The sequence below is a fragment of the Nocardioides dilutus genome (assembly GCF_054779555.1).
Window position 1 is genome coordinate 315,765 of record NZ_BAAGYA010000002.1, and the last position, 25,719, is coordinate 341,483.

Consider the following 25,719-nt stretch of genomic DNA (forward strand, 5'->3'; position numbering starts at 1 on the left):
TTGACCTCAGGACCGAGGCTGGCGAGTGTCGGTCTAGGTGTCCGGTTCGTCGCTCCCTACGCGGCTGCCCACGCTGACCTGAACTCGTTCGAGGTGAGGGTCCCGTGTGGCTCTCTCATGGCGTGCGCGGGCCGGCACCGCAGAGTCGGAAGAGGCTCAAGAGGGGTCTGCCCTGCTCGAAGTAGCGTTGCCCGCCCGACTCGATGACCGGTGCTGGATCGAGTGACGGGAGCGGTGCATGCAGGAGCAAGCAGAACGTGTGGTGGTCGGGATGGATCCGCACAAGCGGTCGGCCACGATCGAGGTGATGACCGCCAACGAGAGCATCGTTGGTGGTGGCCGGTTCGGGACCGATGCGGCGGGTCTTGCCGAGATGAGGCGTTACGTCAACGGCATCCAGCCGGACCCGCAGTTGCGGGTGTGGGCCATCGAGGGGTGCAACGGGATCGGTCACCACGTCGCGGTCCGGTTGCTTGCTGCCGGCGAGCAGGTCGTCGATGTGCCACCCAAACTCAGCGCCCGGGCACGGGTGTTCGCGACCGGCCAGGGCCGCAAGACCGACGCCACCGACGCCCACTCCGTTGCCCTGGTTGGCACCAGGATGGCCGGGCTGCGCCGGGTCGTGAACGACGAGCAGCTCGCGGTCCTGCGGGTCCTGGTCGACCGGCGCAGGTCGCTGGGTGAGGAGCACTCCCGCAAGGTCAGCCAGCTGCACGCCCTGCTGCTCGAGCTCATTCCCGGCGGGGCGAAGCGGGACCTGTCCGCGGCCCAGGCCAAGAAGCTCCTCGCGTCGGTGCGGCCACGAGACATCGCCGGCAAGACCCGACGCCGGGTCGCCGCCGAGCTCATCAGCGACCTGGAACGCATCTACGCCCGCAAGAAGGCCGCCAACAAAGAACTCAGAGACCTGGTCGCCGCGACCGGCACGACGCTGCTGGACCTGCCCGGCATCGGACCATCCGGCGCGGCCAGGTTGCTGGTCGAGGTCGGCGACATCACCCGGTTCCCCGACCGCGGGCACTTCGCGTCCTGGAACGGCACCGCACCCATCGACGCATCGTCCGGCGACGTCGTACGGCACCGGCTGTCGCGGGCAGGGAACCGTCAGATCAACCGGACACTGCACATCATGGCCGTCGTCCAGCTGCGAAACCCAGGGCTGGGTCGCGACTACTTCGACGGCAAGAAGGCCGACGGAAAGTCCTCGAACGAAGCCATGCGCTGCCTGAAACGCAGACTGTCCGACATCGTCTACCGGACCATGCTCGACGACGCCGTCGCCAGGTCCGTCACGAGAAAGGTGACGGGCTCGGGTGGGCACCGGGGCAACGACTCTGAATCCAGCGCGGCCGGCTCACAACCCCACACCAGCTCTTCGGATAAGCCACACCGGAGCCCGTCAAGGACACAGCCTAGAACGCCTTTGCCCGCTGCGTCTTGACACAGAGGGGAGCCAGGACCGGACGTGCTCTCTAGCCCAGATCGACACCCATGCGACTGGCCAGTTCGCGCACAGTCGTCCCCGCCGAGTTGGTCAAGTCTGGGTCCGCGCCGGCTTCCAGAAGAACGTTGACCGTCTCTAGCCGTCCTCGTGAGTCGAATACAGCGCGCCAGAGCGGCGTGTTTCCGTGGCGGTCACGTGCGTCAACCGCCGCTCCAGCGGCCAACAGAGCACGGGCGGCGTCGGCCTGCGACTGCTGAGCGGCAAAGTGCAAGGGCGTGAATCCCTGAGCATCGGCCAACGTAGCGTCGTCGCCTTCTGCCAAGCGGTTCCGGATGCCGTCAACGTCACCTTCGAGTGCGCGGTAGTGCAACTCTTGGCGGCCCTCTCGGTCCATGGCCCCATGTTGCCGTAGTGCCCCGCTCGTCGGCGTGACCGTCCTGGTCGCCATGGGCGGACGTTCGGCAGTGGCCGCTGCGACCGCGGTAAGAATGACGGGTGCCTTGGTTTCGACGATCCCGTCGCCAACGACCAACGGAGACATTGCCGGGCGAGATGGTTCAGCACCTGCCTTGGCCGTTCCCCGATGACGCGTTTCCAGCGTCCCTGGGTGCAGTCGTTCAACAAACAGTCCTGTCGGGGCAGCTTCCAGCGCGAGAAGTTGTCCACACTCACGAGGGGTCGTGGTTGGTGGGGGACGGCGTAAACGACCCCAACCTTCCGGGTGCCTGCGTGGCGACTCACATCTGGCACGCCATCGAGTGCAACAGCTCGATCACCGGGTTGGCTGCAATGCCTCCCGGGCACTTCGCACAACGCTCGGGACCTGGGCAGGAGTGGACAGTCGCCGCCTTCGACGCATTGGACGAGTAGCGGCCTCAACTCGGCATGTGAATACGTATCAAGTCAGTCGAGCTGTCGGGTGCCGTCGCGGGTGCGGAGGTAGAGCAGGCCGTGGGGGTCTCGCCACAGGTAGGTGGTGGGGTCGAGCTTCCAGTAGTTCCAGCCGGCGAGGGTCTTGAGTCGGTGGTGATGTCGGCAGAGCGGCGCGAGGTTGCATTTGGGGCAGGTGGATCCGCCGGCGTCGAAGGGCTTGATGTGGTCGCAGTCGCAACGCCGGGCGGGTCGGGGGCAGTTCGGGTGGACGCAGGTCTTGGCGGCCAGCTCGAGGATCCGCCGGTCCAGCTGGGAGGGGACGTAGGTCTCGAGGGCGTGCCGGCTGTGGTGGTCGCAGTCGATCTCTGCGGGGCAGGTCGTGCAACCGCCGGCTCGGCCGCCGCAGTGGCGGATGGTGCGGACGGCCAGGGCGATGTCGTGGCGGCCGACCCAGTCGCGGATGACCTGGTCGAGGTGGGCGCGCTGGTCGGCGTCGGTGACGACCGGGTCCAGGTGCAGCAGGTTGGCCTCGGTCAGGTGCAGGGCGGCGACGAGCTCACGGACGCGGGTGGGTTTGGCGTCGAGGTTGCCTTGGAGCAGGGCCTGGGCCTGCGCGGGGTCGGCCAGGACGCCCAGTGCGATCGAGCGGCGTACGTCGAGTGAGTCGTGTTGGTGCTCGGGCAGGTGCTTGAGGGCTTCGGCGACCGCGGAGAGGGTCTCGTCGAGCTTGGCCAGGTCGGCCCAGTCGGCACGGGCGTCCAGGTCGGCGATGCCGTGGTGGTTGATCGACGCGGGGTCGATCGTCACGTGCCGTCTGTCCAGGGCCTCGATCTGGTCGAGCTCGCGTTCCTCGGCGTGGAGGCGGAGCATCGCCTCGTCGAGCAGCCGCTCGAGGACCACCGGGCCGACGGCGCCGTCGGTGGCGATCCGTTGGACCAGTGCGCGGTCGACGTAGCGGCACACGTCGTCGTGCTGACCCAGCAGGGCCTGGGCGACCTTGCGGGCCCGCCACACCGGCAGCTGCCCGGCCTTGACGGACTCCCAGACGCCGGGTGCCCGGTGGACCAGCAACAGCCCGTCACGGATCAGCGCCTTGCCGGCCGCGGTGGACATGCCGTTGGCCGCCGCGAACGCGGCCGGGGCGTCCCAGCGCAGCGTCGGCAGGCCGTGCCACTCCAGGTCTTCAGGGTCAGTGTCGTCGGAGCCGGGCTCGAGCCACGACGGCAACCGCTCCGGCCGCCAGGGCTCCTGACCGGGCAACGCGGGGTTGGCGTGGGCGAAGTCGACCGCCAGCTCCATGATCCGCACCTCGGAGGCATCGGCGGCCCGCCGTTCCGCGCTCACCTGCGTGAGCAGGTCCCGCACCAGGGGCGCGGAGTCCGAGGGGGCGTCGGCCAGGAGAGTCATCGTGCCTGCATATTAACCGAACACCAGTTCGAAAACAACTCCTTCCGCCGGGTTTGGGGAGGAACTTCTGGCGGCTGCTTGAATGTCCCCCGTGTTGAAGCGCTCGCTGGCCGTTGCGATCCCGTGCCTGCTCCTGTTGTCGGGCTGTGGGGTGGCCGAGACCCAGTTCCACCCCGGCGTTGCTGTCGAGGTGGGCGACCGGACCATCACCACGGACCGCGTCGACGACCTCACGTCGGGTTTCTGCGAGGCGGTCGAGGGGCAGATCGCCGAGGGCGGGCAGTCCTACCCGCTGCGGCTCTTCAAGCGCGGGATCGTCGGGCAGCTCGCCCTCCAGTCCGCCGTCGAACAGCTCGCCGAGGACTTCGACGTCGAGCCGGGCGCCGACTACCAGGCCCAGCTCGCCCAGATCGAGAGCGAGGCCGAGGGCCTGACGGAGGGTGGCCGGGAGGAGTACGTCGAGGTGCAGGCGACCCTGCCCTACGTCACCGACGTCCTGACCCAGATCGGCGCGCTCCTGCTGGAGCAGGAGGGCGAGGACGACCCGACGCTCGACTTCCAGCAGGCACGCGGGCTGGACGCGCTCACCGAGTGGGTGGAGCGGGAAGGGGTCACCTTCGACCCCCGCTACGGCACCGAGCTCGTCGACGGCCAGCCCCAGCCGGTCGACACCAGCCTCGCGTTCGCGGTCAGCGACCTGGCCAAGGGCGGGATGTCCGACGCAGAGCCGGACCCCAACTACGTCGCCGCCCTCCCGTTGTCCGCCACCTGCGGCTGAGCAGCCCCGCTCGATGCCCGAGGAACCCCTGCTCGAGTTCCTCGAGGTGATGCGGCGCCTGCGCGCCGAGTGCCCGTGGAAGGCCGAGCAGACGCACCGCTCACTGGCGCGCTACCTGCTCGAGGAGACCTACGAGACCCTCGAGGCGATCGACACCGGTGACTCCACCGGTGACTGGTCGCACCTGCGCGAGGAGCTCGGCGACCTGCTCCTGCAGGTCTACTTCCACGCCGTGGTCGCCGAGGAGCGCGGGGCGTTCACCATCGACGACGTGGCCCGCGACATCACCGCCAAGATGCACCGCCGCAACCCCCACGTCTTCGGTGACCCGGACGCCGACCACCCACGGGACGCGGCCGGCGTCAACGAGGCGTGGGAGGCGATCAAGGCCACCGAGAAGCAGCGCGACACGGCGACCGACGGCCTGCCGGCGACGCTGCCGGCACTGCTCTACGCGACGAAGGCCCTCGAGCGGGGCGCGGTCGCGCCTCCACCAGCCGAGGACCCCGAGGACGCACAGCTCGGCGACCGGCTGCTGGCCCTGGTCGCCGAGGCGGTGGACCACGGCGTCGACGCAGAACAGGCACTCCGCGACGCCGTACGCCGGCTTCGATAGCGGCCACGCGCCGTGGACCGGTCCGCGCAATCACCCGGGGACCCCTCTAGGCTGATCGGGACCTGACTTCCCCACTCCAGGAGACACCACACGTGGCCGTGATCGACGCCGTCGGAGCCCGCGAGATCCTCGACTCCCGAGGCAACCCCACCGTCGAGTGCGAGGTCCTCCTCGACGACGGCACCTTCGCCCGGGCGGCGGTGCCCAGCGGTGCCTCCACCGGCGCCTTCGAGGCGGTGGAGCTGCGCGACGGCGGCGACCGCTACCTCGGCAAGGGCGTGCAGAAAGCCGTCGACGCGGTGATCCAGACCCTCGGTCCCGCGGTCGAGGGCCTCGACGCCGACGACCAGCGGCTCGTCGACCAGACGATGCTCCAGGCAGACGGGACCCCCAACAAGGCCAACCTCGGCGCCAACGCGATCCTCGGCGTCTCGCTCGCGGTGGCCCGCGCGGCGGCGGACTCGGCGGGTCTCCCGCTCTACCGCTACGTCGGCGGGCCCAACGCCCACCTGCTGCCGGTCCCGATGATGAACATCCTCAACGGCGGCTCCCACGCGGACTCCAACGTCGACGTGCAGGAGTTCATGATCGCGCCGATCGGTGCACCCACGTTCAAGGAGGCGCTGCGCTCCGGCGCCGAGGTCTACCACGCGCTCAAGTCGGTGCTGAACAAGAAGGGGCTGTCGACCGGGCTCGGCGACGAGGGCGGCTTCGCACCCAACCTGGACTCCAACCGCGCCGCGCTCGACCTGATCGCCGAGGCGGTGGAGGCATCCGGCCAGAAGCTCGGCACCGACATCGCGCTGGCCATGGACGTCGCCGCGAGCGAGTTCTTCAAGGACGGTTCCTACGTCTTCGAGGGCGCCCCCAAGACCAGCGCCGAGATGACCGCCTACTACGCCGAGCTCGTCGCCGCCTACCCCATCGTCTCGATCGAGGACCCGCTCGACGAGGACGACTGGACCGGCTGGAAGGCGATGACCGACCAGGTCGGCGACAAGATCCAGATCGTCGGCGACGACCTCTTCGTCACCAACGTCGAGCGCCTCCAGCGCGGCATCGACGGTGGCCAGGCCAACGCCATGCTGGTCAAGGTCAACCAGATCGGCTCGCTCACCGAGACCCTCGACGCCGTCGAGCTCGCCCACCGCGCCGGGTTCCGCAACATGATGAGCCACCGCTCGGGCGAGACCGAGGACACGACGATCGCCGACCTCGCGGTGGCGGTCAACTGCGGCCAGATCAAGACCGGCGCCCCCGCGCGGTCCGACCGGGTCGCCAAGTTCAACCAGCTGCTCCGGATCGAGGACGAGCTCGGCGACGCCGCGAGGTACGCCGGTGCGGGCGCCTTCCCGAGGTATCAGAGCTGACATGACCGACGCCCGCCGCCACGGACGCCGCCACGGACCCTCGGGTCCGCGGCGGCGCAGTGGCCCGGGACGACGCGGCGCCGCAGGCCCGGCCCGCCCGCTCGCGCCCGCACTCGCGCCCGAGGCCGAGAAGCCGAGGTCGCGGCTCACCAGCCGGGCCGCGGTCCTGGTGCTGGTCGTGGCGGTTCTGATGGTGTCCTACGCGTCGTCGATGAAGGCGTTCCTGCAGCAGCGCGCCCACATCAACGACCTGAAGGCCCAGATCGTCCAGCGCGAGACCAACATCGACGCCCTGGAGGCCGAGAAGCAGCGCTGGTCGGACCCCGCCTACATCGAGCAGCAGGCCCGCGCGCGGCTCGGCTACGTCATGCCCGGCGAGAAGACCTACCTCGTCCTGGACGAGGACGGCAACGCGCTGCGGCCCCAGTCCGACCTCGACGACCCGGCCGAGGTGCTCACCGCCACCACGACCCCGTGGTGGTCCGACGCGTGGGAGTCGGTCGAGCTGGCCGGCCACCCGCCCAAGCCGGCCAAGCCGCCCGCCACTGAGATCGACGGGTCGAACGAGTCGACCGGGTGACCGGTCCGCCCGACCCCGCCGACGTGCTCGCGGTCGGCGCGCAGCTCGGCCGTGAGCCACGCGCCATCCACGAGGTGGGACACCGGTGCCCCTGCGGGCTGCCCGACGTGGTGACCACGCTGCCGCGGCTGCCGTCCGGCACGCCGTTCCCGACGACCTTCTACCTCACCTGCCCGCGCGCCGCCTCGCGGATCGGGACCCTCGAGGGATCGGGCCTGATGAAGGAGATGGAGGCCCGGCTGTCGTCCGACCCCGAGCTGGCCAGGGCGTACGCCGCGGCGCACGCGCGCTACCTCGCCGCCCGGTCCGAGCTCGGTGACACGGCGGGGCAGGACGTGCCCGAGATCGAGGGCATCTCGGCCGGCGGCATGCCCGACCGGGTCAAGTGCCTGCACGTGCTCGCCGCCCAGTCGCTGGCGCAGGGTCGCGGAGTCAACCCGCTGGGCGACGAGGTGCTCGACCTGCTGGGTGACTGGTGGGCCGCGGGCCCGTGCGTCGAGGTGGAGCCATGAAGGTCGCCGCCATCGACTGCGGCACCAACACCATCAAGCTGCTCATCGGCGACCTGCCCGACGTGGCCGTGCGCGAGATGCGGATCGTGCGCCTGGGGCAGGGCGTGGACGCCACCGGGCGGCTGGCCGACGAGGCGCTGGAGCGCACCTTCGCCGCGATCGACGAGTACGCCGCCCTGATCGCCGCCCACGGGGTCGAGCGGCTCCGGTTCTGTGCGACCTCGGCCAGCCGGGACGCCGACAACGCCGACGAGTTCGTGGCCGGCGTCCGCGCCAGGCTGGGCGTCGACCCCGAGGTGGTGTCCGGCGACGAGGAGGCCGCGCTGGCGTTCGACGGCGCGGTCCGCAACCTGCGCGCCACCCCGGCCGAGCCGGTCCTCGTGGTCGACATCGGCGGCGGCTCGACCGAGCTCGTGCTGGGCACGACCTCCGGCGGCCCGCGGGCCGCGGTCTCGTTGGACGTCGGGTCGGTGCGCCAGCACGAGCGACACCTCCACTCCGACCCACCGACCGCGGGCGAGGTGCAGGCCTGCGTTGCCGACATCGACGGCCACCTCGACCGGTCGCCGGTGCCGCTCGGCGACGCGGCGACCGTCGTCGGGGTCGCCGGCACCGTGACGACGGTCGCGGCCGGAGTGCTCGACCTGGCGGCCTACGACCGGGCACTGGTCGACCAGGCGGTGCTCTCCGTCGCCGACGTGCACCGTCTCGCCGAGCGGCTGCTCGCGATGCCCCTCGCCGCCCGGCTCGACCTGCCCTGGCTCCATCCGGGGCGCGCGGACGTCATCGGCGCCGGGGTGCTGGTCCTCGACCGGGTGCTGCGGCGCACCCACGTGGCGACCGTGGTCGTCTCCGAGGCCGACATCCTGGACGGGATCGCCTGGTCGCTCGTCTGACCGCCTTGTTTGATCTCACGGCGCCTTGGGCACCGCGAACCCATGAGCAAGCCCAAGAAGCTGTCCCTGCTCGTCGCCGCAGGAGCCGGCTACGTGCTCGGTGCCCGCGCCGGCCGACAGCGATACGAGCAGATCGTCGCCGGTGCCCGCCGTTTCGCGGGCAACCCCAAGGTCCAGGCCGCGGCGGGCAAGGCCCGGGAGACGGTGGGTCATCATGGCGATCACGATGACGACTCCGCCCGCCCCAGCACTCCCGCCGGCCAGCCCCTCAGCTGACGGCTGGGCCGACCTCGCGGAGCTCGACGCAGCGATCACGCGCTGCCGGGCGTGTCCGCGCCTGGTGGCCTGGCGTGAGGAGGTCGCCAGGGTCAAGCGGGCGGCGTACGCGCACGAGACCTACTGGGGCCGCCCCGTCCCGGGGTTCGGCGCCGACCGCCCGGCGGTCCTGGTGGTCGGCCTGGCGCCGGCCGCCCACGGCGGCAACCGGACCGGCCGGGTGTTCACCGGCGACCGGTCCGGTGACTGGCTCTTCGCGAGCCTGCACCGGGTGGGCCTGGCCAACCAGCCGACGAGCACGCACCCAGGTGACGGGCTCGAGCTGACCGACACCCGGGTGTTGGCCGCGGTGCGTTGCGCCCCTCCGCAGAACCGGCCGAGCCCGGCCGAGCGGGACACCTGCGCGCCGTGGCTCGACGCGGAGCTCGGTCTCGTGCTGCCCTGGGTCCGCGTCGTCGTGGCCCTTGGCGGGTTCGGCTGGCAGGCGGCGCTGACCGCACTGGCCCGGGTCGGCGCGACCGTTCCCGTCCCGCGCCCGAGGTTCGGCCACGGCGCGGAGGTGGGGCTGGGCCTGCCGGTGGACCGGGAGGTCCGTCTCCTCGGCTGCTACCACCCCAGCCAGCAGAACACGTTCACCGGCCGGCTGACCGAGGCGATGCTGGACGACGTGCTGGCGCGTGCTGCGAGACTGCGGACGTGAGTGTCTACGCCGTGACGGTCGTCGGCCGGGACCGCCCGGGGATCATCGCCGAGACCACCGCGCGGCTGGCCGAGCTCGGGCTCAACCTCGAGGACTCGACGATGACCCTGCTGCGCGGGCACTTCGCGATGATGCTCATCTGCGCCGGTGAGGCGCAGGCGCGTGACATCGAGGGTGCCCTCGCGTCGCTGACCATCGACCGGTCGCTGCGGGTCACCGTGGCCGAGGTGCCGGCTGAGCCGACCCCGCCGACCGGAGGCTCGCCCTGGGTGCTGACGGTCCACGGGGGCGACCGCGCCGGCATCGTGTCGGCGGTCGTCGCCGAGGTGGCCGCGGTCAAGGGCAACATCACCGACCTGACCACGCGCCTGGTCGGCGACCTCTACCTGCTGGTGGCCGAGATCGACCTCCCCGCCGGCGTCGACGTGGGCGCGCTCGAGGCGGCGGTCGACCGGGTGGCCTCGGGGCTCGGCGTGCAGGCGACGCTGCGCCGGGTCGACGTCGACGAGCTGTGAGCGACCACGCCGTCGCCCGCTGGAGCGAGGCTGAGCTCGGGGTGGTCGGCCGGACGCTCGAGGTCGTCCGCGCCCCGGCCCCGGTGCTCAGCGCCCCGTCGACGGCGGTCGACCCCACCGCTGCTGACGTGGTCCGGCTCGCGGCCGACCTGGTCGCGACGATGCGCGTGAGCCCCGGGTGCGTCGGGCTGGCCGCACCGCAGGTCGGGGTGTCCAGCCAGGTGTTCTGTGTCGACGTCTCGGCTCACCCCAAGGCCCGCACCCACCACGGCACCTTCGTGCTGTGCAACGCCGAGATCGTGTCGGCGTCGCGCAACGAGCGGGCCCGTGAGGGCTGCATGAGCGTCCCCGACCTCACCGGCGACGTACGCCGGGCCACCCGGCTCGTCGTCCGCGGCCGGCTGCCCGGGACCGGTGAGGAGGTGGAGCTGACGACCGACGCGTTCGAGGCGCGCGCGCTCCAGCACGAGATCGACCACTGCGCCGGCTTGCTCTTCCTCGACCGGGTCGCCGGGGCCCACGCGATCCACGCCAGGTCGACGTACCTCTGACCAGGTCAGACGCGTCGCCGAGGCGCGTAGGGTGGGTGGTCTCCTGCCAGTGGCAGGACCACCCGCGAGGGACGCCAGCGAGCGAGGGACCCCGACAATCGAAACGTCCGACGAGGAAGCCCTCGCTGTCGAGCTCGACCGGGTGTGCCGCGCTGCGGCCCGTCAGTTGTCCCTGCTCGGGACGGCGATCAGCCTCATGTCCGGCGCCGGGTCGGAGGCCGTGGCCGCAGTCTCGGACGGGGAGACGCGCAGCCTCGAGGCACTGCAGTTCGACCTCGGCGAGGGCCCGGGTCGCGACGCCTTCGCGACGGGACGCCCCGTCCTGACCTCGGACATGGAGGCGGCCTTCGCGCGCTGGCCCGCCTATGCCGCGGCCGCCCATCGTGCCGGCGTCGGTTCGGCGTACGCCTTCCCGCTCCAGATCGGGGCAGTGCGCCTCGGGGTCATCACGTTCTATGCCGCCTCGCCCAGTGCCCTCGACGCGAGCGCCCTCAACGCGTGCGTGGGCTTCGTCGACACGGCCACCGCGGCTCTGGTCGACGGCCGCCGTCCGCAGATCCCCGGAGTGCTCCGGTTCCGCACGGAGGTCTACCAGGCCCAGGGCATGGTCATGGTCGATCTCGGGATCGACCTGGCCGGTGCACTGGCCCGGATGCGTGCCCACGCCTACGCGAGCGGCACCGACCTCGACCAGGTCGCTCGGGACATCATCGCGGGACGGACCCGGCTCGAGCACGGGGACGGCCTCGGTCCGGTCCCCGGCGACTAGGCTGACAATCACCCACGACCGAGGACCCGACATGATCTCGACCGCCCAGTTGTCCGACCTGTTCGTGGAGATCGCCGACACGTTGGTCGACGACTTCGACCTCGTGCTCTTCCTCCAGAGCCTCGCCAGGCACGTCGCCGTGGTCAGCGACGCCAGCGCGGTAGGGCTGATGCTGGCCGACCACGAGGGTGAGCTGCGGTTCATGGCGGCGTCCGACGAGTCCGTCGAGATGCTCGAGCTGCTGCAGCTGCAGACCCGCGAAGGCCCGTGCCTGGACTGCTACGTGTCCGGCGAGCCTGTGGTCGACGCCGACCTGTCCGGCGCCGGCGACCGCTGGCCGGTGTTCGCGGCGGCGTCGCTCGAGGCCGGCTACGTCGCGGTGCACGCCTTCCCGATGAAGCTGCGTGACTCGGTCATCGGCTCCATCAACGCGTTCAGCACCCAGAGCGGCACGCTCGGAGACGACGAGCAGCGGGTGATCCAGGGCCTGGCCGACATCGCCACCATCGCCATCCTCCAGGAGCGGGCCATCGCCCGCGCGGAGGCCGTGACGGAGCAGCTCCAGAGCGCGCTCAACACCCGCATCGTCATCGAGCAGGCCAAGGGCGCCCTCGCGCGGATGCAGGGCGTCACCGTCGACGAGGCCTTCGAGATCATGCGCACGCGCGCCCGCTCCGGCCGGCGTCGCCTCGTGGACATCGCCGGCGAGGTGCTGACCGAGGGGCTGAGTCGTCCGCCTGCCGGCTGACCGGGGGCGGCGGCGGTGGCCCACACTTGACCCTGCCCCCGTATCCCAACCGGCAGAGGAAGTCGCCTTAAAAGCGACCCAGTGTGGGTTCGAGCCCCACCGGGGGCACGCCTCTCTTGCCTTCAGGTCGACCTGAAGCGCCAGACTCGGTGTCATGAACGACCACGACCACCACGACCACCACGACCACTCAGCGCACCCCGACCACCACCGCGACGAGGCGGAGATGTTCACCCAGGAGTTCTGGGACGAGAAGTACGCCGGCGCGACCCGGGTCTGGTCGGGGAAGCCCAACCAGCGGCTCGTCGAGCAGGTCTCCGGGCTCACGCCCGGGCGGGCCCTGGACGTCGGGTGCGGCGAGGGCGCCGACGTGGTGTGGCTGGCCCAGCAGGGCTGGCTCGCCGCGGGCGTCGACGTCTCGCAGGTCGCCCTGGACAGGGCCGCGGAGCACGCCGCCGAGCTCGGCGTGTCGGACCGCACCACCTGGGCCCGGGTCGACGTCGTGGGCGGTCAGCCGCTGCCCGGCGGGATGGACCTGGTCACGGCGTCCTACCTGCACCCGCCGCTGAACCTGTTCGCCCAGACCTTCGACGCGATGGCCGGTGCCGTCCGCCAGGGCGGGACGCTGCTGGTGGTGGGTCACCACCCGGCCGACGCGTCGACCGGCCTGCGCAACCCGGCCCTGGCACACCTCCTCTTCACCCCGGAGCAGGTGGTGGCCCGGCTCGCCGCGGACGCCTGGGACGTCGCCGTCGCCGAGGGCCAGACCCGCGAGATCACCAACGCCGACGGCGACGGCATCACCCTCACCGACACGGTGGTGAGGGCCGTGCGCCGCTGAGTCTCAGCCAACTCACAGGTTCGGCAGGAACGCTGGGGCTGGTCGCCGCGTTCGACCAGGTGTGGCCCGTAGACTCGGCCACATCGGCGACCCGTCACCGCGACGTGCGCCCCGCGCCTCCAAGGAGGAGTTTCAGATGCAGAGCAACAACCCGGTGTTCCGCCGCTCGGAGGAGTTCAACTCGGCGAACACCTACGGCAACCAGACCTACGCCGGCGGCGGGATGCCCACCACGGGCTACGGCCAGACCCCGGTGGGCGGCCAGGGTCCGTGGACCACGCCGGACAGCCGCGTCGGCGCCCCCATGACGATCGACTCGGTCGTGCAGAAGACCGCGATCGCCCTGGGCGTGGTGATCATCACCGCGGCCGCCACCTGGATCGTCACCCCTGACCTTCGCGACAGCGAGGCCACGCTCGGCTCGCTCTACGCGGCGCTGATGATCGGCAGCCTCGGCGCCTTCGCCCTGTCGATGGTCAACTCGTTCAAGCGCGTGGTCAGCCCCGCCCTGGTGCTGCTCTTCTGCGTCTTCGAGGGTGTCGCGCTCGGTGCCTTCAGCAAGCTCATCGACAGCATGTTCTCGACGTCGTCGAGCGGCAACCTGGTCGTCCAGGCCGTCATCGGCACGTTCGCGGCGTTCGCAGGCACGCTCGCGGCCTACAAGATCTTCGACATCAAGGTCGGCTCGAAGTTCCGGATGTTCGTGATCGGTGCCGTCTTCGGCATGATCGGGCTGAGCCTGATGGAGCTCGTGCTCGGGATGTTCGGCGACTCGTTCGGCCTCTTCGGCTTCGGCGGTCTCGGCATGCTCACCGCCATCGCCGGCCTGGTGCTCGGCGTCTTCATGCTGATCCTCGACTTCGACTTCGTCGAGCAGGGCGTCCGCAACCAGATCCCCGAGCAGGAGTCGTGGCGCGCGGCGTTCGCGATGACCGTGTCTCTGGTCTGGATCTACACCAACCTGCTGCGCCTGCTGGCCATCTTCAGCGACAACTGAGCGACAACTGAGCCGGCTCGGCTCACTGCAGCTCCGGCAGCCCTCGGTCCTCGGGACCGGGGGCTGTCGTCACTCCTGGACGGGCTCGGCCGCCGCGGGTGTGCCCTCGGCCGCCTCGGGTGCCTGGGCCTCCTCGGTCTGCTGACGCCGGCGGTGGCGCAGCTCGACCCACAGGCCGCGTACGCCGAGCCGCCGCCCGCCGACCTCCGTGCCGTCGAGCTCGGTGCCGGGCGTCCGGACGGCCTGGACCGCGGCATCGGCGATCGGCAGCACCCCTTCGCCGGGGGCCGGACCGGCCGCCTCGTCCTCGGCGAGGCCGAGAGCAGCCAGGCACGAGGGCAGCAGCACGCCGACCAGCGAGCGGTAGCCGGCGGCGGAGGGGTGGAACTGGTCGGGGCCGAACAACAGGGCGGGCGCGGCGGCGAACTCGGGGCCCAGGATCGAGCCCAGTGACACCGTGCGACCGCCGTTCTCGAGCACGGCGATGGTCTGGGCGGCCGCGAGCCGGCGTGACCAGGCTCGGGCCACCTGCTTGAGCGGGGGCGCGATCGGCTTGAGGGTGCCGAGGTCGGGACATGTCCCGACCAGCACCGCGATCCCGGCGTCGCGCAGCCGGCGTACGGCCTCGGAGAGGTGCCGCACCGACGTGGCCGGCCGCACCTGGTGGGTGACGTCGTTGGCGCCGATCAGGATCACCGCGACGTCCGGCTCGATCGGGAGCGCGCGGTCGACCTGCGCCGCGAGGTCGGAGGACTCGGCACCGACCACGGCGAACTCGCGGAGGTAGACCCGGCGGTCGGCCTGCTCGGCGAGGCCGCTGGCCAGCAGCGCGCCCGGGGTCTGCTCGACCCGCTCGACGCCGTAGCCCGCCGCGCCGGAGTCGCCGAGGAGCGCCACCTTGATCGCCGGGCCGGGCCGGCCTCGGCCGTACCAGCCCGTCGCGTCCGGGGGATCCTCCTCGAGGCGCACGCCGATCGTCTTCTTCGCGAGCTCGGCCTCAGCCCTGAGCACGCCGTAGATGCTGGCCCCCAGCGCGGTCAGACCGCCGCCGCCGTAGGCCGCCGCGGCCGCGAGCCTGCGTGCCGCCGCTGCCTTCCCCACGTCCCCCATGCTACGGAGGGGTGAGGCCGTAGGTTGGGTGGGTGCAGTACGCCAACTCCCTGCTGGACCTGATCGGCAACACCCCGCTCGTGCGCCTCTCGCGGAGCCTCGACCTGGACGGTGCCGGGCCCCTGGTCCTGGCGAAGGTCGAATACCTCAACCCGGGCGGCTCGGTGAAGGACCGGATCGCGACGCGGATGATCGACGCGGCCGAGGCCTCCGGCGAGCTCCAGCCGGGCGGCACGATCGTCGAGCCGACCTCGGGCAACACCGGGGTGGGGCTCGCGATGGTCGCCCAGGCGCGCGGCTACAAGTGCGTCTTCGTCTGCCCCGACAAGGTCAGCGAGGACAAGCGCAACGTGCTGAAGGCCTACGGCGCGGAGGTCGTCGTGTGCCCCACCGCCGTCGCTCCCGAGCACCCCGACTCCTACTACAACGTCTCCGACAAGCTCGCCTCGCAGCCGGGGGCGTGGAAGCCGGACCAATACTCCAACCCCAACAACCCGCGCTCCCACTACGAGACCACCGGGCCGGAGATCTGGGAGCAGACCGACGGTCGGATCACGCACTTCGTCACCGGCATGGGCACCGGCGGCACGATCACCGGGGTCGGCCGCTACCTCAAGGAGCAGAACCCGGAGATCCAGGTGATCGGTGCCGATCCGGCCGGCTCGGTCTACTCCGGCGGCACCGGACGCCCCTACCTCGTCGAGGGCGTGGGTGAGGACTTCTGGCCGGAGACCTACGACCGCAGCATCGCCGACCGGGTCATCGAGGTGTCGGACGCCGACTCGTTCGCGTTCACCCGCCGGCTGGCTCGGGAGGAGGCGATGCTGGTCGGCGGCTCGTCCGGGATGGCGGCGTTCGCGGCGAAGCAGCTGGCCCATGAGCTCGCCGACGCCGGGCGCACCGACGCCGTCATCGTCGTGCTGCTTCCCGACTCCGGCCGTGGCTACCTGACCAAGGTCTTCAACGACGAGTGGCTGGCGCAGTACGGCTTCCCGACCGAGGCCTCCCGCGACTCCTCCCAGACCGTCGGCGAGGTGCTGCGCGGCAAGGACGGGCGGCTGCCCGACCTGGTGCACACCCACCCCAACGAGACCATCGCCGAGGCAGTCGCCATCCTGCAGGAGTACGCCGTCTCGCAGATGCCTGTCGTCCGCGCCGAGCCGCCCATCGTGGCGGCCGAGGTCGCGGGCTCCGTCTCCGACCGGGCGCTGCTCGACGCCCTCTACGCCGGCACCGCCAAGCTGACCGACCGGGTCGAGGACCACATGTCACCGCCGTTGCCGACCATCGGGTCCACCGAGGACGCCCGCGACGCGGTCGCCCTGCTCGAGCACGCCGACGCGGTGCTGGTCCAGGAGGACGGGAAGCCGATCGGCGTGCTGACCCGCCAGGACCTGCTGGCGTTCCTTGCCGTCGCGGGCTAGGTGGCGAGGGGCCCGATCGGGCCATCGTGGGGCGGGCCGGGAGCCAACTAGCCTGGCCCGACGTCGAAGTCGGCAGTCTCGGACGGACACCGGGAGGCACGCGATGCTTGTCAGGAATCTCGCACTGGGGCTGATCGCCACGCTGGCCCTGACGACGGGCTGCGCCGCCGACGACGACCCGAAGACCTCCGCACCCGACCGAGCCGGGGAGGCGCCGAGCAGCGAGTCCAGCCTGCCGGGCATCTTCGCCGGCAACGGGATCTCCGGCTGCGAGGCGCTGGACATCGCTGAGGAGCTCCCCGAGGACGACCTGGTCGGGTCGTGGGGCTACATCAACACCGTCTGGTTCTACGAGGGCGACAACGCCTTCGCCTACACCAGCGGCACCCTCGAGCTCAGCGAGGACGGCCGCTGGGACGGGACGCGCAAGGCGGACAACATGAGCGGCACCGCCTACGGGCCCGGCGACTGGGAGTTCGACGGCCGGTCGCTGGTGCTGAGCTATGACGACGGCTCGTTCCCTGAGACCTACGACGCCGTGCTGGTCTCCGACCAGGTCGACGGCGACGGGAGCACGTTCCGGGCGCTGACCCTGGTGATCGACTACGGCACCGACGGCTGCCTGGTGCACACACTGGGGAGCGCTGGTTGATCACCGACTGACTGCCGGCTGACCCGCTCCTGGCGCTAGAGTGAGAACACGTTCTAGTTTCGGGCGGCAGGAGACGAGATGAGCGCCAGACCGGCGATCGACGGCTGGTTCACCACCGGCGACGCACCGGCGCTGCTGGGGTCGCGGTGCACGACGTGCACTACGACGTACTTCCCGCCGCTGCCGGCCGACCGGGCCGGCTTCTGCCGCAACCCGGCGTGTGCGGGCGAGGACTTCGACACCGTCGAGCTGTCCCGGCGCGGCTCGGTGTGGAGCTACACCGACGCGCAGTACCAGCCGCCGGCGCCCTACGTCGCGCGGACCGACCCCTACAAGCCGTTCGCGCTGGCCGCGGTCGAGCTCGCCGAGGGGATCACCGTGCTGGGCCAGGTCGCCGACGGCTACGGGGTCCGCGACCTGCGGGTGGGCGCCGAGGTCGAGCTGGTGGTCGAGACGCTCAACCGGGACGACGACGGCGACGACCTGCTGATCTGGCGCTGGAAGCCCGTGACCGAGCTGGGCGAGGAGGCCGACCAGTGAGCAGCCCGGGATCCAACGACGTCGCCGTGCTCGGCGTGGGCATGCACCCCTGGGGCAAGTGGGGCCGGCCGTTCACCGACTACGGCGTGGTCGCCGCCCGGGCCGCGCTGGCCGACGCCGCCGTTGCCTGGACCGACGTCGACCTGGTCGTCGGCGGCGAGACCGTGCGCAACGGCTACGGCGGCTACGTCGCCGGCGCGACGTTCGCCCAGGCGCTCGGGTGGAACGGCGCCCGGGTCGCGACGTCCTACGCCGCGTGCGCGACCGGCGCCCAGGCCCTCGACACCGCCCGGGCGCGGATCCTCGCCGGGTTGAGCGAGGTCGCGCTGGTGGTGGGCGCCGACACCACGCCCAAGGGCTTCCTCGCGCCCAACGCCGGCGAGCGGTGGGACGACCCCGACTGGCTGCGCTTCCGGCTGCTCGGCATGACCAACCCGGGCTACTTCGCGCTCTACGCGCGGCGCCGGATGGACCTCTACGGCGCGACCCAGGAGGACTTCGCCCGGGTCAAGGTCAAGAACGCCAGGCACGGGCTGGCCAACCCCAACGCGCGCTACCGCAAGGAGGTCGGCGTCGAGGACGTGCTCGGCAGCGCCGTCGTCGCCGACCCGCTGCACCTGCTCGACATCTGCGCGACCTCCGACGGCGCGGCCGCGGTGGTCATCGCCAGTGCCGACTACGCCAAGCGGCGCGGTCTCGACAGCCCGGTGCGGATCAACGCCATCTCCACGGTGACGCCGACGTTCCCCAACACGGTCATGGACATGCCCAACCTCTCGACCGACGCCCGCATGCCTGATTCAGGGGGAGGGGTGCAGCCCGAGCGGACGTTCAAGCAGTCGATCGCGCACGCGGCGTACGAGGAGGCCGGTATCGGTCCGGAGGACGTGAGCCTGGCCGAGGTCTACGACCTGTCCACCGCCCTCGAGCTCGACTGGATGGAGGACCTCGCGCTGTGCAAAAGCGGCGAGGCCGAGGCCCTGCTCCGCGCCGGCGACACCACGCTGGGTGGCCGGATCCCGGTCAACCCTTCGGGTGGTCTGGCCTGCTTCGGCGAGGCCGTCCCGGCCCAGGCGCTGGCCCAGGTGTGCGAGGTGACCTGGCAGCTGCGCGGCCAGGCCGAGGGCCGGCAGGTGGAGGACGCCAGGGTCGGCATCACCGCCAACCAGGGCCTGTTCGGCCACGGCTCGTCGGTCATCCTGAGCGTCTGAGCATGTCCTTCGTCCTGGTCGACCGGCCTGACCCGCAGGTCGCCGTCGTCACGCTCAACCGTCCCGAGCGGATGAACGCGATGGCCTTCGACGTGATGGTCCCGCTGCGCGACGCACTCGCCGAGATCGGCCAGGACAACGAGATCCGTGCGGTCGTGCTGACCGGCGCCGGCGCGGGCTTCTGCTCCGGCGCCGACCAGGAGTCCGCAGGCGTCCCGCCGGGCGCCACCGGGGTGACCCGCCCGACCTACGCCCTGCGGGCGATGGAGATGCTCGAGGACGTCGTCCTGACGCTGCGCCGCCTGCACCAGCCGGTGGTCGCGGCCGTCAACGGCGCCGCGATCGGTGGCGGGCTGTGCCTGGCGCTCGCCTGCGACCTGCGGATCGCCGCGCCGGCGGCGTACTTCCGCGCGGCCGGCATCAACAACGGGCTCACCGCCAGCGAGCTCGGCCTGAGCTACCTGCTGCCACGGGCGATCGGCTCGACCCGGGCCGCCGACCTGATGCTCACCGGTCGCGACATGGGCGCCGAGGAGGCCGAGCGGGTGGGGCTGGTGTCGTCGGTCCACGACGACGTGGTCGCAGCCGGGGTCGAGATGGGACGGCGCATCGCGGCGTTCTCGCAGCCGGGCATCGAGCTGACCAAGAAGTCGCTCCAGGCCGGCATCGCCGCGAGCTCGCTGGAGACCTACCTGCCCAGCGAGGGTATCGGACAGCTCTATCTTCGGCTGCTCACCAGCAACTTCGAGGAGGCCACTCTCGCCCGCCGGGAGGGGCGCGAGCCGAGGTTCACCGACGACCGATGACCTTCCCGGTGTCGGCGGGTCTGACTAGCGTCCGAGACTCCACCGACGAAGGAGACGACATGGCCATCCTCAACCCCTACCTGACGTTCCAGGGCAATGCCCGGGAGGCGATCGAGTTCTACAAGGACGTCTTCGGCGGTGAGCTCACACTGACGACCTTCGGCGATATGGGTGCCGGCGAGCACGAGGGCAACCCGATCCCTCCGGACGGCGTCATGCACGCGCAGCTGACCACCGACCAGGGATTCACCCTGATGGCCTCCGACCCGCCTCCGGGAGACTCGGAGACCACGCCCAACGGTCACATCAGCCTGAGCGGCGAGGGCGATGACGGCGACGTCCTCCGCGGCTACTTCGCCAAGCTCGCCGAGGGCGGCCACATCGACGTGCCGCTGGAGAAGGCGCCCTGGGGCGACGAGTTCGGACAGGTCAAGGACAAGTTCGGCGTCAACTGGCTGGTCAACATCGCCGGCGCCCCGGGCTAGCCCAGCACCACATCGCCGAGGGCTCGTTGTTGCCGCGCTGAGTAGCGTGGAGAGGTGACCTCAGCCGCCCCCACTGCCTCGACCGTCGGCGAGCTCCGTGCCGCGGGACACGTCGCCAAGACGCTGCGCACCGAGATCCGCGACAACCTGCTCGCCGCCCTGCGCGAGGGGCGTGACCCCTGGCCGGGCCTGCACGGCTTCGAGGACACGGTCATCCCGCAGCTCGAGCGCGCCCTGATCGCGGGCCACGACGTCGTCCTGCTCGGCGAGCGGGGCCAGGGCAAGACCCGGCTGCTGCGCACGCTGGTCGGGCTGCTCGACGAGTGGACGCCGGTGATCGCCGGGGCCGAGCTGGGGGAGCACCCCTTCGAGCCGATCACCCACGTCTCGCAGCGGCGCGCCGCCGAGCTTGGTGACGAGCTGCCCGTCGAGTGGCGCCACCGCGACGAGCGCTACGCCGAGAAGCTCGCGACCCCCGACACCAGCGTCGCCGACCTGATCGGCGACGTCGACCCGATGAAGGTGGCCGAGGGGCGCTCGCTGGGCGACCCCGAGACGATCCACTTCGGGCTGATCCCGCGCTCCCACCGCGGCATCGTCGCCATCAACGAGCTGCCCGACCTGGCCGAGCGCATCCAGGTCGCGATGCTCAACGTGATGGAGGAGCGGGACATCCAGATCCGCGGCTACGTGCTGCGGTTGCCCCTCGACGTGCTCGTCGTCGCCAGCGCCAACCCCGAGGACTACACCAACCGCGGTCGGATCATCACGCCGCTCAAGGACCGGTTCGGCGCGGAGATCCGCACGCACTACCCGACCGAGCTCCCCGACGAGGTCTCGGTGATCCGTCAGGAGGCCCACCTGGTCGCCGAGGTCCCGGACCACCTGGTCGAGATCCTGGCGAGGTTCACCCGCCACCTGCGCGAGTCGACCGCCGTCGACCAGCGCTCGGGCGTCAGCGCGCGGTTCGCGATCGCCGGCGCCGAGACCGTGGCCGCCGCGGCCCTCCACCGGGCCACCTCCCAGGGTGAGGCCGAGGCCGTGGCCCGGGTCGTCGACCTCGAGACGGCGGTCGACGTCCTCGGCGGCAAGATCGAGTTCGAGACCGGTGAGGAGGGCCGCGAGGCCGAGGTGCTCACCCACCTGCTCCGCACCGCGACCGCCGAGACCGTGCGCCAGCACTTCCGGGGCCTCGACTTCTCCCTCCTGGTCGACGCCATCGAGAGCGGCTTGATGGTGACCACGGGCGAGCAGGTCACCGCCCGCGACTTCCTCGCGGGCCTCCCCGTGCTGGGGGAGTCCGAGCTCTACGACGAGGTCTGCGACCGCCTGGGCGCGACCAACGACGGCCAGCGGGCCGGCGCCATCGAGCTGGCCCTCGAGGGCCTCTACCTGGCGCGCAGGATCAGCAAGGAGTCCGGCGGCGGAGAAACGGTCTATGGCTAATCTCCACACCTCTCGCAGGGGGTCCCGTTACGGCCGCTACGCGGGCGGCGACCCGCTGGCGCCCCCGGTCGACCTGCGCGAGGCCGTGGAGGCGATCGGCGAGGACGTGATGGCGGGCTACTCGCCGGAGCGGGCGATGCGGGAGTTCCTGCGCCGCGGCGGCCGCGACCAGGCCGGGCTCGACGACCTCGCCCGCCGGGTCGCCGAGCGGCGCCGCGAGCTCACCCAGCGGCACAACCTCGACGGCACCCTCCAGGAGATCCGCGAGCTGCTCGACAAGGCCGTGCTCGAGGAGCGCAAGCAGCTGGCCCGCGACGTCGAGATGGACGACGGCGACCGCGCGCTGCGGGAGATGCAGCTGGAGGGCCTGCCGCCCAACGTCGCCGCGGCGGTGAGCGAGCTGTCGGCGTACGACTGGCAGAGCCGTGAGGCGCGCGAGGCCTACGAGCAGATCAAGGACCTGCTGGGCCGCGAGCTCCTGGATCAGCGCTTCGCCGGCATGAAGCAGGCGCTGGAGAACGCCACCGACGAGGACCGGGCCGCCATCAACGCGATGCTCGAGGACCTCAACGAGCTGCTCGAGAAGCACCAGCGCGGCGAGGACACCCAGGACGACTTCGAGCAGTTCATGGACAAGCACGGGGACTTCTTCCCGGAGAACCCGCAGAACATCGACGAGCTCCTCGACGCGATGGCCCAGCGTGCGGCCGCGGCCCAGCGGATGCTCAACTCGATGAGCGCCGAGCAGCGCGCCGAGCTGATGGCGTTGTCGCAGCAGGCGTTCGGCTCACCGGCGCTGATGGACTCGCTCTCACGGCTCGACGCCAACCTCCAGTCCCTCCGGCCCGGCGAGGACTGGGGCGGCTCGGAGCGGATGGACGGCGAGGACGGGCTCGGCCTCGGTGACGGGACCGGTGTGTTCCAAGACCTCGCCGACCTCGACGACCTTGCCGAACAGCTCAGCCAGTCCTACGGCGGGGCCCGGATGGACGACCTCGACCTCGACAAGCTCGCCCGCCAGCTCGGCGAGCAGTCCGCGGTCGACGCGCGCACTCTTCAGCAGCTCGAGAAGGCGCTGCGCGACAGCGGCACCCTCGAGCGCGGCACGGACGGCAACCTGCGGCTCACCCCCAAGGCGATGCGCCAGCTCGGCAAGGCCCTGCTGCGCGACGTCGCCGACAAGATGTCCGGTCGGCAGGGCCAGCGGGAGCTCCGTCGGGCGGGCGCCGCGGGTGAGCTGTCGGGCGCCACCCGCACGTGGGAGTTCGGCGACACCGAGCCGTGGCACGTCCCGCGCACGATCCTCAACGGCGTCGTACGCCGGGCCGGCGACCCGTCAGGAGCCCAGCTCAGCATCGAGGACGTCGAGGTCCAGGAGACCGAGGCCCGCACCCAGGCGTGCGTGGCCCTGCTCGTCGACACGTCGTTCTCGATGGCGATGGACGGCCGCTGGGTGCCGATGAAGCGCACCGCGCTCGCGCTGCACACGCTGATCCGGTCGCGCTTCCGCGGCGACGCGCTCCAGCTCATCGGGTTCGGCCGCTACGCCGAGACCATGGAGATCGAGCAGCTGACCGCGCTCGACTCCAAGTGGGACAAGGGCACCAACCTCCACCACGCGCTGCTGCTCGCCAACCGCCACTTCCGCAAGCATCCCAGCGCCCAGCCCGTGCTGCTGATCGTCACCGACGGCGAGCCGACCTCACACCTCGAGCCGGACGGCGAGGTCTACTTCGCCTACCCGCCCTCCGCGCTGACGGTGGCCTACGCCGTGCGTGAGCTCGACAACGCCCGCCGCCTCGGCGCCCAGACGACGTTCTTCCGGCTGGGCGAGGACCCGGGACTGGCACGCTTCATCGACTCGATGGCGGCCCGGGTCGAGGGGCGGGTCGTCGCACCCGAGCTCGACGACCTGGGCGCCGCGGTCGTGGGCTCCTACCTCGGCTCGCGCACGGCGTACCGCTCCGGGTTCGGCGGCTACGGCGACTGGTTCGGCGGCCGCGGGTTCTGGGTCGGCGACTAGCGCTCGCACCCCCCGCGGGTCTCCGCGCTGCAGACGTCGACGCCCAAGGAACCGTAGGCCTTGTCGTCTCCGGGACCGCCGATGAGCACGTCGTCGCCCGCGGCGCCACGCAGCTTGTCGTCGCCGCCCTCGCCGTAGGCACGGAGGGAGTGGGTGCTGACCTTTCCACTGCAGGTGGCATCCGAGCTCAGGTAGCGGCTGGGATAGAGGCGAACGCGGTCGCCGCCGCCTCCGGCGTGGACCACGGCCCGGCAGCCGACCAAGGTCAAAACGTCAGCACCATCGCCGAGTGTGACCCGAAAGCGGTCGAAGCCGGTGAGGCCCACGTGTGAGAACGACGTGACTTTCGCCTTTCGGCCATCGTCGAAGCGGACCGAGCCGACTCTGAGGTCAGCCCGGACGACACCCTCCACGACCCCGTCGCCCGGCAGGACTCCGACATTGACCGTGTCGTCGTCCTTCCCGCCGTGCAGGACGTCGACCTGGTCCGACCTGACGAAGATGACGTCGTCGCCGCCACCCATCTCGGCGACGACACTGGAGCCCTGGTTGGCGCTCGGGTGCCGTCGGCTGTTGTAGTCCACCGTGGAGAGCTGCTCGCGGCGGGCCCCACCGACGAACGTGAGTCTTGCCCAGCGGGCTTCCCCGACGAAGAAGTCGCGTGCGCCGGTCAGCGTCGTGGCTTGACCGTCCGCCACGATCTCTTGTCGCTGGTTGTCGATGGTCCACTCAGCCCCTGACAGGTCTGAGAGATGGACGCTGTCGTGGCCGCCGCCCATGTTCATGGTTCCCGTTCCCGGCAACCCATTGAGGTGGAGGGTGTCGATCCCCGGCCCCATGTCCACGACGTCGGACATGGGGAGGCCGCTTCGGCCGATGAGGGCGAAGTCGGAGCCTCCTCCGGTCGCGATCGTGTCGACCGCCGCCTCGGCGCCCGCGGCGTAGACGTTGTCGCGCCCGCTGCCTCCGATGAGACTGTCCGCTCCTTCGCCGAGGATGGCGTTCACGATCGAGAGGGCGCCTGTCGAGTCGACCGTGTCGTCGCCAGGGCCTGCATCGACGGCGACCGAGTAGGCGTCGAGTGTCACGCAGATCAGGTCGTTGCCGGCCAGAGCGTCGACATCGGTGGCGCCTTCGCTGACGATCACGTCGTCTCCTGCGGTGCCCACGACCGGGTTGCCGGGGGCGCCGACGATGGACGGCGCCTGTCCTTGGCACAGCGGGGCGGCGGCGTACGACGGCGCCGGCTGGCCACCCAGGAGGGCGACCGGTGCGACGACGGACAGCACGGCGAGGAGTCTCATGCTCTCTAGGATGCTCCCTCGACGACTTTGGTTCGCGGCTCCTTAGGGTGGCCGGGTGGACGACCCGACCCTGACCGTCCTCGCACTCCTCGTGCTGGCAGCTGTTACAGCCGGGTTCGTGGACGCGGTGGTCGGCGGCGGCGGGCTGATCCAGCTGCCGGCGCTGCTGCTCGGGCTGCCGAACGCCGCCCCCGTGCAGATCCTGGCCACCAACAAGCTCGCCTCGATCTGCGGGACCTCGGTCAGCTCGGTGACCTACTACCGCCGGGTCCGGCCCGACCCGCGCACCTTCCTGCCGCTGATGCTGCTGGCGTTCGCCGGTGCCGTCCTGGGTGCGCTCGTGGCCTCGCAGATCCCGCGCGAGGCGTTCGAGCCGATCGTCCTGGTCGTCCTGGTCGCAGTCGGTGGCTACGTCCTGCTCAAGCCCGACCTCGGCTCCGAGACCGTGCTGCGCCATTCCGGTGGGCGCCACCTGACCACCGCGATGCTGGTCGGCTTCGCGATCGGGTTCTACGACGGCGCGATGGGGCCGGGCACCGGCAGCTTCCTGGTCCTGTCGCTGGTCGCGCTGCTCGGCTACTCGTTCCTCGACGCCTCGGCCAAGGCGCGGATGGCCAACTGGGCCACCAACCTCGGCGCACTGGTGATCTTCGTCCCACAGGGCGCCGTGCTCTGGAAGGTCGGGCTGCTGATGGGCGTCGGCAACCTGCTCGGCGGATACGTCGGCGCCCGGGTGGCGGTCTCCAGGGGCGCCCGGTTCGTGCGGGTGTTCTTCGTGGTCGTGGTGTCGGCGTTCATCGTGAGGATCGGCGGCGACGTCCTGGGCGTGTGGTGACTAGCCTCGG

The 25,719-nt window shown here is 71.3% G+C and carries 28 protein-coding genes and 1 tRNA gene; 25 read left to right on the top strand and 4 right to left on the bottom strand.

The annotated features are described in order from the left end of the window. The first annotated feature begins 238 nt into the window (after positions 1-238). Complete coding sequence (locus ACYVC6_RS11080; protein WP_460713949.1) at positions 239-1,441, top strand: IS110 family RNA-guided transposase; 1,203 nt, start codon at positions 239-241, stop codon at positions 1,439-1,441. Between the two features lie 31 nt (positions 1,442-1,472). On the opposite strand, the gene ACYVC6_RS11085 is transcribed toward ACYVC6_RS11080, so the two are convergent. Both ACYVC6_RS11085 and ACYVC6_RS11090 read right to left on the bottom strand, forming a co-directional pair. Then, on the bottom strand, positions 1,473-1,838 hold the full coding sequence (locus tag ACYVC6_RS11085; RefSeq protein ID WP_460713951.1) for an ankyrin repeat domain-containing protein: 366 nt from the start codon (positions 1,836-1,838) through the stop codon (positions 1,473-1,475). A 509-nt stretch (positions 1,839-2,347) separates the two neighbouring features. Next, positions 2,348-3,724 (bottom strand): HNH endonuclease signature motif containing protein, encoded by a 1,377-nt coding sequence (locus ACYVC6_RS11090; RefSeq protein ID WP_460713953.1) that lies wholly within the window; start codon positions 3,722-3,724, stop codon positions 2,348-2,350. Positions 3,725-3,815: 91 nt separating this feature from the next. On the opposite strand from ACYVC6_RS11090, the gene ACYVC6_RS11095 reads away from it, so the two are divergent. From ACYVC6_RS11095 to ACYVC6_RS11165, 15 genes are all read left to right on the top strand, one after another. Next, positions 3,816-4,502, top strand: a complete 687-nt coding sequence (locus ACYVC6_RS11095) for a hypothetical protein (protein WP_460713955.1) — start codon at positions 3,816-3,818, stop codon at positions 4,500-4,502. Between the two features lie 13 nt (positions 4,503-4,515). Continuing rightward, a complete protein-coding gene (locus ACYVC6_RS11100) occupies positions 4,516-5,118 on the top strand; it encodes a nucleoside triphosphate pyrophosphohydrolase (protein WP_460713957.1) in 603 nt (200 codons plus the stop codon). A gap of 92 nt (positions 5,119-5,210) precedes the next feature. Continuing rightward, positions 5,211-6,488 (top strand): phosphopyruvate hydratase, encoded by a 1,278-nt coding sequence (eno, locus tag ACYVC6_RS11105; RefSeq protein WP_460713958.1) that lies wholly within the window; start codon positions 5,211-5,213, stop codon positions 6,486-6,488. A 1-nt stretch (position 6,489) separates the two neighbouring features. Continuing rightward, positions 6,490-7,068 (top strand): FtsB family cell division protein, encoded by a 579-nt coding sequence (locus ACYVC6_RS11110; RefSeq protein WP_460713959.1) that lies wholly within the window; start codon positions 6,490-6,492, stop codon positions 7,066-7,068. Then, on the top strand, positions 7,065-7,580 hold the full coding sequence (locus ACYVC6_RS11115; protein ID WP_460713961.1) for a DUF501 domain-containing protein: 516 nt from the start codon (positions 7,065-7,067) through the stop codon (positions 7,578-7,580). The genes ACYVC6_RS11110 and ACYVC6_RS11115 overlap by 4 nt, the downstream gene beginning before the upstream one ends. Beyond that, a complete protein-coding gene (locus ACYVC6_RS11120; RefSeq protein ID WP_460713963.1) occupies positions 7,577-8,476 on the top strand; it encodes a Ppx/GppA phosphatase family protein in 900 nt (299 codons plus the stop codon). Before ACYVC6_RS11115 ends, ACYVC6_RS11120 begins: the two co-directional genes overlap by 4 nt. A gap of 42 nt (positions 8,477-8,518) precedes the next feature. After that, a complete protein-coding gene (locus tag ACYVC6_RS11125) occupies positions 8,519-8,752 on the top strand; it encodes a hypothetical protein (RefSeq protein WP_460713965.1) in 234 nt (77 codons plus the stop codon). Next, positions 8,703-9,452 carry a uracil-DNA glycosylase gene (locus ACYVC6_RS11130; protein WP_460713967.1) on the top strand — a complete coding sequence of 250 codons (750 nt, stop codon included), beginning with the start codon at positions 8,703-8,705 and terminating at the stop codon, positions 9,450-9,452. The genes ACYVC6_RS11125 and ACYVC6_RS11130 overlap by 50 nt, the downstream gene beginning before the upstream one ends. Continuing rightward, a complete protein-coding gene (locus ACYVC6_RS11135) occupies positions 9,449-9,967 on the top strand; it encodes a glycine cleavage system transcriptional repressor (protein ID WP_460713969.1) in 519 nt (172 codons plus the stop codon). Before ACYVC6_RS11130 ends, ACYVC6_RS11135 begins: the two co-directional genes overlap by 4 nt. Next, positions 9,964-10,518, top strand: coding sequence for a peptide deformylase (gene def, locus ACYVC6_RS11140; protein ID WP_460713971.1), 555 nt, complete (start codon positions 9,964-9,966; stop codon positions 10,516-10,518). The genes ACYVC6_RS11135 and def overlap by 4 nt, the downstream gene beginning before the upstream one ends. A gap of 49 nt (positions 10,519-10,567) precedes the next feature. Then, positions 10,568-11,287, top strand: coding sequence for a GAF and ANTAR domain-containing protein (locus tag ACYVC6_RS11145; RefSeq protein ID WP_460713973.1), 720 nt, complete (start codon positions 10,568-10,570; stop codon positions 11,285-11,287). A 31-nt stretch (positions 11,288-11,318) separates the two neighbouring features. Further along, on the top strand, positions 11,319-12,035 hold the full coding sequence (locus ACYVC6_RS11150) for a GAF and ANTAR domain-containing protein (protein WP_460713975.1): 717 nt from the start codon (positions 11,319-11,321) through the stop codon (positions 12,033-12,035). Positions 12,036-12,069: 34 nt separating this feature from the next. Continuing rightward, positions 12,070-12,143: transfer RNA gene (locus tag ACYVC6_RS11155), tRNA-Leu, on the top strand. A gap of 46 nt (positions 12,144-12,189) precedes the next feature. Continuing rightward, on the top strand, positions 12,190-12,876 hold the full coding sequence (locus tag ACYVC6_RS11160; protein WP_460713977.1) for a class I SAM-dependent methyltransferase: 687 nt from the start codon (positions 12,190-12,192) through the stop codon (positions 12,874-12,876). Positions 12,877-13,012: 136 nt separating this feature from the next. After that, a complete protein-coding gene (locus tag ACYVC6_RS11165) occupies positions 13,013-13,873 on the top strand; it encodes a Bax inhibitor-1/YccA family protein (RefSeq protein WP_460713978.1) in 861 nt (286 codons plus the stop codon). A 69-nt stretch (positions 13,874-13,942) separates the two neighbouring features. On the opposite strand, the gene ACYVC6_RS11170 is transcribed toward ACYVC6_RS11165, so the two are convergent. Then, entirely contained in the window at positions 13,943-14,974 is a 1,032-nt protein-coding gene (locus ACYVC6_RS11170; RefSeq protein WP_460713981.1) for an SGNH/GDSL hydrolase family protein, read from the bottom strand. Between the two features lie 41 nt (positions 14,975-15,015). On the opposite strand from ACYVC6_RS11170, the gene ACYVC6_RS11175 reads away from it, so the two are divergent. From ACYVC6_RS11175 to ACYVC6_RS11210, 8 genes are all read left to right on the top strand, one after another. Next, complete coding sequence (locus ACYVC6_RS11175; protein WP_460713983.1) at positions 15,016-16,407, top strand: cystathionine beta-synthase; 1,392 nt, start codon at positions 15,016-15,018, stop codon at positions 16,405-16,407. Between the two features lie 103 nt (positions 16,408-16,510). Next, the gene (locus ACYVC6_RS11180) at positions 16,511-17,059 is read left to right on the top strand and encodes a hypothetical protein (RefSeq protein WP_460713985.1); all 549 of its coding nucleotides are present in this window, start codon (positions 16,511-16,513) and stop codon (positions 17,057-17,059) included. 78 nt (positions 17,060-17,137) lie between these two features. Next, on the top strand, positions 17,138-17,599 hold the full coding sequence (locus ACYVC6_RS11185) for a Zn-ribbon domain-containing OB-fold protein (RefSeq protein ID WP_460713987.1): 462 nt from the start codon (positions 17,138-17,140) through the stop codon (positions 17,597-17,599). Then, entirely contained in the window at positions 17,596-18,810 is a 1,215-nt protein-coding gene (locus tag ACYVC6_RS11190; protein WP_460713989.1) for a lipid-transfer protein, read from the top strand. The genes ACYVC6_RS11185 and ACYVC6_RS11190 overlap by 4 nt, the downstream gene beginning before the upstream one ends. Positions 18,811-18,812: 2 nt before the next feature. Then, the gene (locus tag ACYVC6_RS11195) at positions 18,813-19,616 is read left to right on the top strand and encodes an enoyl-CoA hydratase (protein WP_460713991.1); all 804 of its coding nucleotides are present in this window, start codon (positions 18,813-18,815) and stop codon (positions 19,614-19,616) included. 59 nt (positions 19,617-19,675) lie between these two features. Continuing rightward, positions 19,676-20,101, top strand: a complete 426-nt coding sequence (locus tag ACYVC6_RS11200) for a VOC family protein (protein ID WP_460713993.1) — start codon at positions 19,676-19,678, stop codon at positions 20,099-20,101. A gap of 54 nt (positions 20,102-20,155) precedes the next feature. Next, a complete protein-coding gene (locus tag ACYVC6_RS11205) occupies positions 20,156-21,547 on the top strand; it encodes a magnesium chelatase (RefSeq protein ID WP_460713995.1) in 1,392 nt (463 codons plus the stop codon). Then, positions 21,540-23,570: a vWA domain-containing protein gene (locus tag ACYVC6_RS11210; protein ID WP_460713997.1), complete on the top strand. Its 2,031-nt coding sequence runs from the start codon at positions 21,540-21,542 to the stop codon at positions 23,568-23,570. The genes ACYVC6_RS11205 and ACYVC6_RS11210 overlap by 8 nt, the downstream gene beginning before the upstream one ends. Here ACYVC6_RS11210 and ACYVC6_RS11215 read toward each other — a convergent pair. Further along, the gene (locus ACYVC6_RS11215) at positions 23,567-24,874 is read right to left on the bottom strand and encodes a hypothetical protein (RefSeq protein WP_460713999.1); all 1,308 of its coding nucleotides are present in this window, start codon (positions 24,872-24,874) and stop codon (positions 23,567-23,569) included. The two genes, ACYVC6_RS11210 and ACYVC6_RS11215, sit on opposite strands and share 4 nt — an antisense overlap. A 55-nt stretch (positions 24,875-24,929) precedes the next feature. On the opposite strand from ACYVC6_RS11215, the gene ACYVC6_RS11220 reads away from it, so the two are divergent. Continuing rightward, positions 24,930-25,709 carry a TSUP family transporter gene (locus ACYVC6_RS11220; protein ID WP_460714000.1) on the top strand — a complete coding sequence of 260 codons (780 nt, stop codon included), beginning with the start codon at positions 24,930-24,932 and terminating at the stop codon, positions 25,707-25,709. The last annotated feature ends 10 nt before the right edge of the window (positions 25,710-25,719 follow it).